The sequence below is a fragment of the Streptomyces sp. NPDC056835 genome (genome assembly GCF_042789485.1).
GTDB lineage: Bacteria > Actinomycetota > Actinomycetes > Streptomycetales > Streptomycetaceae > Streptomyces.
In genome coordinates this window covers 1-11,493 of record NZ_JBHUBB010000048.1, presented here as the reverse complement: position 1 = coordinate 11,493, position 11,493 = coordinate 1, and the positions used below count along the sequence as shown (strand labels likewise).

General features: G+C 70.8%; 10 protein-coding genes. 5 read left to right on the top strand and 5 right to left on the bottom strand.

Going from position 1 to position 11,493, the window contains the following annotated elements:
* The first annotated feature begins 7 nt into the window (after positions 1-7).
* Positions 8-403: a DUF742 domain-containing protein gene (locus tag ACFRMN_RS35475; protein ID WP_383027867.1), complete on the top strand. Its 396-nt coding sequence runs from the start codon at positions 8-10 to the stop codon at positions 401-403.
* A complete protein-coding gene (locus ACFRMN_RS35470) occupies positions 384-992 on the top strand; it encodes an ATP/GTP-binding protein (protein ID WP_383027864.1) in 609 nt (202 codons plus the stop codon). The genes ACFRMN_RS35475 and ACFRMN_RS35470 overlap by 20 nt, the downstream gene beginning before the upstream one ends.
* Before the next feature lie 95 nt (positions 993-1,087).
* Here ACFRMN_RS35470 and ACFRMN_RS35465 read toward each other — a convergent pair whose 3' ends face one another.
* Together ACFRMN_RS35465 and ACFRMN_RS35460 are read right to left on the bottom strand one after the other, a co-directional pair.
* Positions 1,088-1,498 (bottom strand): Mpo1-like protein, encoded by a 411-nt coding sequence (locus ACFRMN_RS35465; RefSeq protein ID WP_383027861.1) that lies wholly within the window; start codon positions 1,496-1,498, stop codon positions 1,088-1,090.
* Between the two features lie 125 nt (positions 1,499-1,623).
* Entirely contained in the window at positions 1,624-2,430 is an 807-nt protein-coding gene (locus ACFRMN_RS35460; protein WP_383027859.1) for a M15 family metallopeptidase, read from the bottom strand.
* Positions 2,431-2,491: 61 nt separating this feature from the next.
* Here ACFRMN_RS35460 and ACFRMN_RS35455 point away from each other — a divergent pair, with 61 nt between their 5' ends.
* Entirely contained in the window at positions 2,492-3,034 is a 543-nt protein-coding gene (locus tag ACFRMN_RS35455; protein WP_383027856.1) for an NUDIX domain-containing protein, read from the top strand.
* 77 nt (positions 3,035-3,111) lie between these two features.
* On the opposite strand, the gene ACFRMN_RS35450 is transcribed toward ACFRMN_RS35455, so the two are convergent.
* Entirely contained in the window at positions 3,112-5,469 is a 2,358-nt protein-coding gene (locus ACFRMN_RS35450; protein ID WP_383027853.1) for a glycoside hydrolase family 31 protein, read from the bottom strand.
* Positions 5,470-5,717: 248 nt separating this feature from the next.
* Between ACFRMN_RS35450 and ACFRMN_RS35445 the strand changes: the two genes are divergently transcribed.
* Both ACFRMN_RS35445 and ACFRMN_RS35440 read left to right on the top strand, forming a co-directional pair.
* Positions 5,718-7,709, top strand: coding sequence for an acetoacetate--CoA ligase (locus tag ACFRMN_RS35445; protein WP_383027851.1), 1,992 nt, complete (start codon positions 5,718-5,720; stop codon positions 7,707-7,709).
* A 63-nt stretch (positions 7,710-7,772) separates the two neighbouring features.
* Positions 7,773-8,741, top strand: a complete 969-nt coding sequence (locus ACFRMN_RS35440) for a hypothetical protein (RefSeq protein ID WP_383027848.1) — start codon at positions 7,773-7,775, stop codon at positions 8,739-8,741.
* Positions 8,742-8,823: 82 nt separating this feature from the next.
* Here the strand turns inward: ACFRMN_RS35440 and ptsP are convergent, their stop codons facing one another.
* A complete protein-coding gene (ptsP, locus tag ACFRMN_RS35435) occupies positions 8,824-10,494 on the bottom strand; it encodes a phosphoenolpyruvate--protein phosphotransferase (protein WP_383027845.1) in 1,671 nt (556 codons plus the stop codon).
* Between the two features lie 90 nt (positions 10,495-10,584).
* Positions 10,585-11,034, bottom strand: a complete 450-nt coding sequence (locus tag ACFRMN_RS35430; RefSeq protein ID WP_383027843.1) for a PTS glucose transporter subunit IIA — start codon at positions 11,032-11,034, stop codon at positions 10,585-10,587.
* Between the last annotated feature and the right edge of the window lie 459 nt (positions 11,035-11,493).

Here is an 11,493-nt window from a genome sequence, read left to right as displayed (position 1 = left end):
GGCCCCGATGAGCGAAGGCGATCAGGATCAGCAGCACTGGTTCGACGGCGAAGCCGGACCGGTAGTACGTCCGTACGCGATGACGCGTGGCCGCACCAGCAGCGCGACGCGCCACCGGCTCGACCTGATCGCGCTCGTCGTCTGCGAACCCGCGGCCGGTGACCCCGGCCGGGACCAGACGCTCTCCCCCGAGCACGTGGAGATCGTCGAACGCTGCTTCACCAGCCCCCAGTCGATCGCCGAGCTGGCCGCGGGCCTCGACCTCCCCGTCGGGGTGGTCAGGGTCCTCGTCGGCGATCTGGTGGAGGACGAAATCGTGCATGTAACCCGTCCCGTTCCGCCGGCCGAACTGCCGGACGTGAGCATTCTCCGCGAGGTGATCAATGGTCTTCGGGCGCTCTAGCCACAGGCAGCGTCCGGCCGAACCGGTGACGCTGAAGATCCTGGTCGCCGGGGGCTTCGGGGTGGGCAAGACCACCCTCGTGGGCGCGGTCAGCGAGATCAGACCGCTCCGTACCGAAGAGGTGCTGAGTGAGGCCGGCCGGCCCGTCGACGACGTCGAGGGGGTCGATGGCAAGACGACCACCACGGTCGCCATGGACTTCGGCCGGATCACACTCCGCGAGGACCTGGTGCTGTATGTCTTCGGGACGCCGGGCCAGGACCGCTTCTGGTTCCTCTGGGACGAGCTGGCCCAGGGCGCCCTGGGCGCCGTCGTACTGGCCGACACCCGCCGCCTCGCGGACTCCTTCGCCGCCGTTGACTACTTCGAACGGCGCGGCATCCCGTTCACCGTCGCCGTCAACTGCTTCGAGGGCGCGGACCGCTTCCCGAGCGAGACCGTACGGTCGGCACTCGACCTCGACCCGGAGGTCCCGTTGGTGATGTGCGACGCGCGCGAACGCGAGTCCGTCAAGGAAGTGCTGGTGACAGTCGTCGAGCACGCCATGACTCTGGCCGCGCGGCAGCGCGAGCACGCGGCCACGACCTGAGCCCGGCTCCGTACGGCTGGACCCGGGACCGTACGGCTGGACCCGGGACCGTACGGCCGGACCCGCCGCCCACCGCGTCCCGCCCCCTCAGCGCGTCAGGGGCGGTTCGCGGCGAGCCACTTGGCGGCCGTCTCCGCCAGCTCCCGGTCGCGGCCCGCCAGCATCATCCGGATCATCTGTACATCGCCCCGCAGCGACCAGGCCGGATGGCCGAAGGTGGCGGGATTGTTCTTCTCGATCAGGAAGTGGGCGGGCCAGGCCGTCCCGTACCCGATCAGCGGCAGGGCCGCCGCGTACCGCTTCCGTCCGCGCGCCAGCCCATAGGCACTGACCGCGAGGCCGGTGAGCGTGCCGGTGAGATGGAGCCAGCGCGTCGCCGCCTTGGAATGCATGGCGACGTAGTAGGGCCAGAACTCGTCGTACGAATCGAACGTCCGTGGCTCGACCGGCTGTCGCTCGTTCGTCTGCCGCTCGCTCGTCCGATGCTCATATGTTCGCTGCGCCATACGGGCACCGTAATGGCTTTCCTGTGAACCGGAAACGGGTTCAGCGCGTCACACCGGGAGACGGCCGGCCGGAGTCCACGGGGGTGGCCCCGGCCGGCCGTCGTGCTTCCGTCCCGCCGCCGCTCTCAGCTGCCCGCGACCGAACGCCACGCCACCGGGAAGTCGAAATAGCTGTCCGGGAAGATCTCCGGCTTGTGCGTGAAGTGCCACCACTCCTCGGGCAGATTGGTGAACCCCACGTCGGCCAGCGTCGACTTCAGGAGCTGCCGGTTCGCGCGCTGCTCGCCCTGGACGCGTGGATCGTCGGTGTGCGCGAGCGTGTCGAAGCAGTCGAAGCCCGTGCCCATGTCGACGGAGTTGTCGGGGAACCGCTCGGTCTTCGGACCGTAGCAGGGAGTGAGCCGCTCACCCGGACGGTACGGCCGCGTCGGCAGGGCCGGCAGCTTGACGAGCGTCAGATCGACGGTGCTGCCCCGGCTGTGTCCGGACTTCTCCGCGATGTAACCGTCCGCGAACAGCCGCGACTTGTCGACCCGCGGATAGAACTCCGGCTTCATACGCTCGTCCTGAAGGTCCTCGGCCCACCGTACGAAGTGATCGACGGCCCGCTGCGGCCGGTAACAGTCGTACACCTTCAGCGAGTAGCCCTGCCGCAGCAGCTTCTTCTGCGCGCTGCGCAGCGCCTCGGCGGTGGGGCGGGTGACGAGACAGACCGGCTGCCGGTAGCCGTCCACGGGCTCGCCCACGAAGTTGTGCGGCGTGAGGTAGCGCATCTCCTGGATGATCGTCGGCGCGACCGTTCTCAGGGCCACGAACTCCTTCGGTGCCACCGGTTCCGGCGTGGCCCGCGCGGCGGGCGCGGTGGCGGCGACGGTCAGCAGGGCGGCGGTGGAGGCGGCCAGCACGCGGAGTGCGGCTATAAGACGTGTCATGGGCACCTTCGTCTATCAGCTCCGGGGGCCGCGCGGAAGAGTGATCGGATACAGTCCGCGCGTGTCCGAGTCCCAGAAGAAGCCCGCGGTGACGCATTCGCACTGCGGAAGCTGCGGTACGCCGTACCCGCCGGGAGCCGGCTGGCCCCGTTCGTGCGGGGCCTGCGGTGCCACGGCCTATCTCAACCCGCTGCCCGTCGCCGTCGCGCTCCTGCCGGTGACCGACGAGGAGGGCACCGCGCTCGTCGTCATCACCCGCACCATCGAGCCCGCGTCCGGCGGTCTCGCACTCCCCGGCGGTTTCATCGACCGCGCGGAGGACTGGCGGCAGGCCGTCGTACGGGAGTTGAGGGAGGAGACCGGCATCGAGGCACCGGCGCACGACGTACGGCTCGCCGACGCGCTCAGCTCTCCGGACGGTCATCTGCTGCTCTTCGGGCTGCTCCCCGAGCGCCCGGCGGACCGGCTGCCGCCCTCCGTCCCGACCGAGGAGACCGCGGGCTGGCAGCTGCTGCGCGGCCCGGCCGAGCTGGCGTTCCCGCTGCACACGGACGCCGTACGGGCGTGGTTCGCGGGTCGCTACGGGACGCAGGTACGTCCCTGAGGGCCGAGCGCCACAACGGACTCACCGCTCCCGGCCTACCGCTCCCGGCCTACCGCTCCCGGCCTACCGGCCCCGGCTCACCGTCCACGCACCCGGACCGCCCACTCCGGCTCCACCGCGCCCTCGTCCGTCACCCGCTCCACCCGGACCTCGCCGTTCACCAGCCGCGAGGTGTAGCGCTCCACCTCCGCCTCCCGGAGCCCATCGCCCGGGTCCCGTACCACCAGACCGCCCCCCGAGCGCCCCGCGGCGGGCGCCCACACCTCCAGTTCGGGCCGGCCGTCCTCGCCCCGCACCGGAATCACCGCGCCCGCCCGTGCCAGGACCGGGATACGTGACCGGGGCGCGTCAAGCAGCACCTGGCCGGGGCCCTCGTACGCCTTCTCCGTGACCGTGTCGTACCACCGGCCGCGCGGCAGGCGCACCGCCCGCCGGTCCGTACCGCGCTCCAGCACGGGCGCCACCAGCAGCGCGTCGCCGAGCAGGAACTCGTCCCCGCAGTCGCGCAGCGCCCGGTCCTCCGGCGCCCCCCACCACACCGGACGGACGTACGGCGCCCCGGTCAGCCGGGCCAGCTGAGCCAGCGTCACGAAGTACGGCCGCAGCCGCTCCCGCCCGGCGAGCGCGGCCCGCGCGTGTTCAAGCACCTCGGGGCCGAACTCCCACGGCTCCCTGCGCCCCGCGTCGATCGCCGCATGGGTGCGGAACAGCGGCAGATACGCCCCCAGCTGGAACCAGCGCAGATACAGCTCGGGGCTCGGACTGCCGTCGAAACCGCCCACGTCAGGACCCGAGTACGGCACGCCGCACAGCCCGAGACCCAGCACCAGCGAGAGCGAGGCCCGCAGCCCGGGCCAGCCGGTCGACACATCACCGGACCAGGTGCCGCCGTACCGCTGCATCCCGGCCCAGCCGGAACGCGAGAAGAGAAAGGGCCGCTCGTCCGGCCGCAGTCGCCGCAGCCCTTCATAACCGGCCCACGCCATGGTGAGTCCATACACATTGTGGGCCTCGCGGTGTTCGCCGCCCCTACCGTCCAGCTGGTGCCTGGCCGAGCGCGGCAGAGTCGGGTCCCCGAACGGCGCGAAGGACACCGGCTCGTTCATGTCGTGCCACACCCCGGCGAACCCCTGCGCCAGCCGCTCCTCGTAGAGCCCGCCCCACCAGTCGCGCACCGCCGGATCCGTGAAGTCCGGATACACGCACTCGCCGGGCCAGACGGCACCGCGCACCTCGCGTCCCCGCCCGTCCCGTACGAACGCGCCGGCCGGACCGACCGCACGCCCGCTCTCGTAGACCTCGTTCCCGCGCTCCGCTTTCACGGCCGGATCGACGATCGAGACCAGCCGGACCCCGTCCGCGCGCAGCTCCTCGGCGAGCCCCGGCAGATCGGGGAAGTGTTCACGATCCACGGTGAAGACCTGATGCGCGTCGTAATGATCGATGTCGAGATGGAGCGCGGACAGCGGCAGCCCGCGGTCCCGGTACCCCGCCACCACCCGCCGCACCTCCCGCGCGCTGCCGAACCCCCAGCGCGCGTGCTGGGGCCCCAGCGCCCAGGAAGGGGGTGGTACGGGCGCTCCGCTCAGCGCCGTCCAGCTGTGCAGCACCCGCGCGGGCGTACCGGTCACCACCCAGCAGCGCAGCGGCCCGCCGTCCATCCGCAGCTCGCTCGTGCCGGGCCGGTCGTGCCCCGAGCCCGCGCCCTCCTCGCCCTCCCGGAGCGTGACCCGGCCGTCCCAGGAGTTGTCGTGGAACGCCAGATGCGTCCCGGCGTCGGCCACCACCAGCTGCACGGGCATCGTCACGTACAGCGGGTCGTCGCCGGGGCCGAAACCGCCGCCCGGATCGGTGTTCCACAGCCGGTACGTCCCGTCCCGCAGCCGGGGCCCCGAACCGCGCCCGCCCAGGCCGAAGAAACGCGCGTCGGCGGGCACCTCGGTGCGCTGCACCCAGCGCGCGGGCCCGCCCGCGACCGGCTCCCACCAGCGCGGCGGCAGCTCCCGGCGCAGTACGACACCCCCCGGCGTACGGACCTCGACCCCGCCGTTGCGCGAGACCGCGACCGTCACCCGCTCCGAGACGACCCGCCAGCCGCCGTCCTTGTCGGGTTCGAGTCCGGCCCGCGGATCGGGCTCCGGCGGCACGTCGGCGAGCGCGTACGAGGGCAGCGGCTCCGCGCCGTCCCATCCCCAGAAGACGGCGCCGCCCACCATGACGCAGATATGCAGCTCCGCGCGCGCGAACCGTACGGTGCCGCCACCGGGCAGCGGCTCGGCGCCCGTGACCGGCCCGGGCACCCGGGCCCGCTCGGGACCGCGCGACGCCAGCTCCCTGGCATCCGTCCGCCGTTGGCGCCAGGCCGACCGCACCGCGCGCAATCTCCGCACCGAACCGAACACTTTTATCGAACGCACCAGTTCACGACCGTCCATGCTGCTCAGCCTGCCATCCGTCCGGAGCCTCGGATGCTCCGTTCAACTCCCGTTCACCTGTGGTGGGAGCACATATCTGCCTGGCCGACCATAGGGAAGCAACCCTGGTGCGAAAGACGATCACATGGCATCGTCCGTCTCGGTCGCATACACGCGCACACCCCGCACGTGCGCGCGGCCGACGCACACCAGCGTCGAGTGCACCAGCGTCGATCATCTCAGCGCCGAGTCAGCCCGGGAGCCGCCCCATGACCGCAGCAGCAAGCCCCGCCCCCCTCTGGCAGCCGGGCCCCGACCGTATCGCCGCCGCCCGGATCACCCGCTTCCAGGACTGGGCCGCCGACCGGTACGGCGCTTCGGCCGAGGGCGGCTACGCGGCGCTGCACCGCTGGTCCGTCGATGAGCTCGACACCTTCTGGGCCGCCATCGCCGACTGGTTCGATGTACGGTTCACCACCCCGTACGAACGAGTCCTTGGCGACCGCACCATGCCCGGCGCCGAGTGGTTCCCCGGCGCCACCCTGAACTACGCGGAACACGCACTCCGTACCGCCGAGGACCCGGCGCGCGCCCATGACCCGGCGCTCCTCCACGTCGACGAGACACATGAAGTGACCCCGGTCAGCTGGTCCGAGCTCCGCCGCCAGGTGGTGGCACTCGCCGGCGAGCTGCGCGCCCTCGGCGTACGCCCCGGAGACCGCGTCAGCGGCTACCTCCCCAATATCCCGCAGGCCGTCACCGCGCTGCTCGCCACCGCGGCTGTCGGCGGCGTCTGGACCTCGTGCGCCCCCGACTTCGGCGCCCGGGGCGTGCTGGACCGCTTCCAGCAGGTCGAACCCGTCGTCCTGTTCGCCGTCGACGGCTACCGCTACGGCGGGAAGGAGCACGACCGCACGGAGACCGTCGCCGAGATCCGGCACGAACTGCCCACCCTGCGGGCCGTGGTGCATGTCCCGCTCCTCGGCACCCCGGCCCCCGAAGGCGCCCTGGAATGGGCGGACCTCACCGCCGGAACCGCCGCGGCCGAAGCCACCCGGCCCGTCTTCGAACCGGTCCCCTTCGACCACCCCCTGTGGGTCCTCTACTCCTCCGGCACCACCGGTCTGCCCAAGGCGATCGTCCAGTCCCAGGGCGGAATCCTCCTGGAGCACTTCAAACAGCTCGGCCTGCACTGCGACCTCGGTCCCGAGGACCGGTTCTTCTGGTACACCTCCACCGGCTGGATGATGTGGAACTTCCTCATCTCCGGCCTGCTCACCGGCACCACGATCGTGCTGTACGACGGCAGCCCCGGCTTCCCCGCCGTCGACGCCCAGTGGGCCATCGCGGAACGGACCGGTGCCACCTTCTACGGCACCTCGGCCGCCTACGTCATGGCGTGCCGCAAGGCGGCGGCACACCCGGGCCGCGAGCACGACCTCTCCCGGGTGAAGTGCGTCGCCACCACCGGCTCACCCCTGCCGCCCGACGGATTCCGCTGGCTCCACGACGAGGTGGCCGAAGACCTGTGGATCGCCTCCGTCAGCGGCGGCACCGACGTGTGCAGCTGCTTCGCGGGCGCCGTACCCACCCTCCCCGTCCATATCGGCGAACTCCAGGCGGCCTGTCTGGGGACGGACCTCCAGGCCTGGGACCCGCACGGCAGAGCCGTCATCGGAGAGGTCGGCGAACTGGTCGTCACCAACCCCATGCCGTCCATGCCGATCCGCTTCTGGAACGACCCCGACGGCAGCCGCTACCACGACAGCTACTTCGAGATGTTCCCCGGCGTCTGGCGCCACGGCGACTGGATCACCCTCACCGACCGGGGCTCGGTCATCATCCACGGCCGCTCCGACTCCACCCTCAACCGGCAGGGCGTCCGCATGGGCTCCGCCGACATCTACGAGGCCGTCGAACGCCTCCCCGAGATCCGTGAATCCCTCGTCATCGGCTTGGAGGAGCCGGACGGCGGGTACTGGATGCCGCTCTTCGTCCATCTCGCCCCGGGTGCCGTCCTCGACGACACGCTCCGTGCCCGCGTCAAGGCGACGATCCGCGAACAGCTCTCGCCACGCCATGTGCCGGACGAGATCATCGAAGTCCCCGGTATCCCCCACACCCTGACCGGCAAGCGCATCGAGGTCCCGGTCAAGCGCCTCCTCCAGGGCGCGGCACTCGACAAGGCGGTCAACGCGGGGTCCGTGGACAACCTCGAACTCCTCCGCTTCTACGAAAACCTCGCCCGCGAGCGCCACTGACCACGTTGTCAGACCCTCTGGTTACTCTGAGTGAGCAATGATCGACCGTGCTCAGGGGGAGCCATGGCGCACACCGACCACAGCGAGCAGACACTCAGGACCGCGCGCCGCAGACTGCGCCGCGAGGTCCCCAGCACCGTCGGCCTGCTGGCCGACGAGCGGGACTTCACCGCGATGCGGCGCTACCGCACCTTCACCTTCGACGACCACGCCGCGTATCTCCGACAGATCGACGGACTCCTGAAAACCCTGGCATCCCAGGGTGTCCACACCACCGTCGCCCTCTTCGACCCGGAGGAGTACGCCGAGTACTGCGCGGAATCCGGCCTCGACCCCGACACCGCGGACAGCCGCGGCCGGTTCACGGCCCGTATCCCCGGGAGCGGCGCCGCCATCGCCTATACCGGCCAGCCCATCGACAGCCTCGTCCCACAGCTCATCAGCGGCGCCATCCGCAGGGCCACCTGGGAGTACGCGACGACGCTCCTCGCCGATCTCGGCGAGTGCGCCGACTGCGGTCAGGACATCGGGCGCGCGGCCTTCGACCGCGCCTCCCACCTGCTGCTCCGACTGCTCGAAGGAGCCGGCTCCGGCACGCACCACCTCGTCTGCAGCGTCCCCGCGGTCGACGAACAACTCCTCGCGGTCCTGCGCACCGATTGCCCCGACAGCCCCGACAGCAGCTCCGACACCAACCCTGACGGCAGCCCTGACAACAGTCCCGACGGCCCTGGCGGCGCGCCCTCCCGGCTCGACTCGTCCCAAGCCACCGAGTTCGTGACCGTGCTGGCCGTCGGTATCGCCCTGGAGAGCGCCGGGGGAGTGGTGCTCCGTACGACCCGAGCCGATGACCCCGACCGGCTCCACGGCTGGCGCCTCCAGCGCGGCAGCCTCGTTCCGCTCACCGCCGGCGAGGTCTTCAGCGCCTACTGCACCGACGCGGACACCGGAGAGCCGGTCTCCCCCGAATCCGGCGTGGAGTACCGCGCGGGCTTCGACCTCGGCCCGGACGACACCGGGACCCACCACTGAACGGAGCCAACGACAGAGGGGCTTCCCGCCTCACAGGCGGGAAGCCCCTCCAGAAGCCCGACCGGAATCCGGCCGTCCCGGCTCACTCTCCGGACAGCACCGCCTGCGCGGCCTTCCGCGCGCCCTCGGCGGTGTCCGCGGCACGCGCGGCGGCGGCGGCACGCTCACACTGCGCCAGCGTGTGCTTCGCCAGAGCCGACCGCACATACGGGATCGATGCCGCGCCCATCGACAGCGACGTCACACCCAGCCCGGTCAGCACACAGGCGAGCAGCGGATCGGCGGCGGCCTCACCACACACCCCACAGCTCTTGCCCTCGGCCTTGGCGCCCTCGGCCGACAGCGCCACCAGATCCAGCAGCGCCGGCTGCCACGGATCCTGGAGCCGAGACACCGCACCCACCTGCCGGTCGGCCGCGAAGGTGTACTGCGCCAGGTCATTGGTACCCAGCGAAAGGAACTCGACCTCCTGAAGAATCGAGCGCGCCCGCAGAGCGGCCGACGGAATCTCCACCATGGCCCCGAACTTCGCGTGCAGCCCCGCCTCACGACAGGCGTCAGCGAACGCCTTCGCGTCCGTGCGGTCGGCCACCATAGGCGCCATGACCTCCAGATACACCGGCAGACCCTCGGCCGCCTTCGACAGCGCGGTCAGCTGTGTCCGCAGCACATCCGGGTGATCCAGCAGACTCCGCAGACCACGCACACCGAGCGCCGGATTCGGCTCATCGGCGGGCGTCAGGAAGTCCAGCGGCTTGTCCGCGCCGGCGTCCAGCACCCGTACGACCACCCGGCCCTCGGGGAACGCCTCAAGCACCGCGCGATACGCCGCGATCTGCTTCTCCTCCGACGGGGCCTGCTTGCTGTCGTCCAGGAAAAGGAACTCCGTACGGAACAGCCCGACACCCTCCGCACCCGCCTCGACGGCCGCCGGCACATCCGCGGGCCCGCCGACATTGGCGAGCAGCGGCACCTTGTGACCGTCCGAGGTCGCACCCGGCCCGGTGGAGGCGGACAGCGCGGCCTTCCGCGCGGCGGCAGCCGCCTCAAGCTCGGCCCGCTTCTCGGCACTCGGCTCGACAAAGATCTCGCCCGTGCTGCCGTCCACCGCGATCACGGTGCCCTCGGCCAGCTCACCGGCGCCCGGCAGCGCGACAACAGCCGGCACCCCGAGCGCACGCGCCAGAATCGCGCTGTGACTCGTCGGCCCGCCCTCCTCGGTCACGAAGCCGAGAACCAACGTCGGGTCGAGCAACGCCGTATCGGCGGGCGCGAGATCACGCGCGATCAATACGTAGGGCTCGTCACTGTCCGGCACGCCCGGCATCGGAACGCCCAGCAGCCGGGCGACGATACGATTCCGCACATCGTCCAGGTCCGCGACCCGCCCGGCCAGATACTCACCGGCGCCGGCGAGCAGCGCGCGATACGAGGCGAACGCGTCGTACACCCCACGCTCGGCCGTGCTCCCGACGGCGATCCGCCGCTCCACATCGGCCATCAGTTCCGGGTCCTGCGCCATCAGCGCCTGCGCCTCAAGCACGGCCTGCGCCTCGCCGCCCGCCAGATTGCCGCGGGCGATCAGATCGGCCGACACCGCCTCGACGGCCTGGTGAGCACGCCCCTGTTCGCGCTCCGCCTCCTCCGTCGGGATCGACTTGGCCGGGGGCTCCAGCATCGCGGTCCCCATGTGCCTGACCTCGCCGATCGCCACTCCGTGGCTGACCCCGACGCCTCGCAGCGTTGTCTCCATTTCACCCGTCTCCGGTTATGCGGCGACCCGGTCGCCGCGATGGATGTACGACGAGCGCGCCGCGCCCGTCCCTGACATACGCCGACGGCGTCACTGCCAGCCGAAAAGAGTGTCGCCGGTCTTCACATCGCCGTCCTCGCGGAGGTCGGAGAGGGAGTCTGCGGTGGCCTCAAGCGCCACGACGGGACAGATGGGCGACTTGCCGGCCTCCTCCACGGCGGAAGGGTTCCAGCGCACCACGGCCTGTCCGCGCGTGACCGTGTCGCCCTTGTTGACGAGCAGTTCGAAGCCCTCGCCATTGAGCTGCACGGTGTCGATTCCGAGGTGCGTCAGCACTCCGTGGCCGTCCGAGTCGACGACGACGAAGGCGTGCGGATGCAGGGAGACCACCACACCGTCGACCGGGGAGACGGCCTCGCCCGGCTCCCGCACGGGATCGATGGCCGTACCGGGCCCCACCATCGCACCGGCGAACACCGGGTCGGGTACAGCGGGCAATCCGATGGCGCGTCCGGCGAGCGGGGCCGTCACGATGGTCATGGGGAGCCTCCAGAGGCGGAGAAGTACGGGGCCGTCGTCACCGTCCGTGAGGGGGCGACGTGCTGTTCAGAAGGGTAAGTCATAGGAAGTGACGGTTCCGCGTGAGTGCTGCGGGTTGACGGGCCATGGGGCAACCGAAACCGATTTGCCTGCGTCGGCCGACCGCATGTACTGTCGTACTCCTGCCTGGCCCCAACGCGACTTCAAGTCGGGGGTCGGCGGCACCTATCAAGCCTCGATCCCAACCCGGAATCCGCTTTAGCATGCCCGCGGAACGAGTGGTCAGGAAGAGCAAAAAGGCCTGATAGAGTTTGAAACACGAAATGCCGAAGGGAAAAGCCCGGAGGGACCGGAAACGGGACCGAAGGAAGCGTCCGTTCCTTGAGAACTCAACAGCGTGCCAAAAGTCAACGCCAGATATGTTGATACCCCGACCTGCCGGGTGATCCGGTGGGTTGA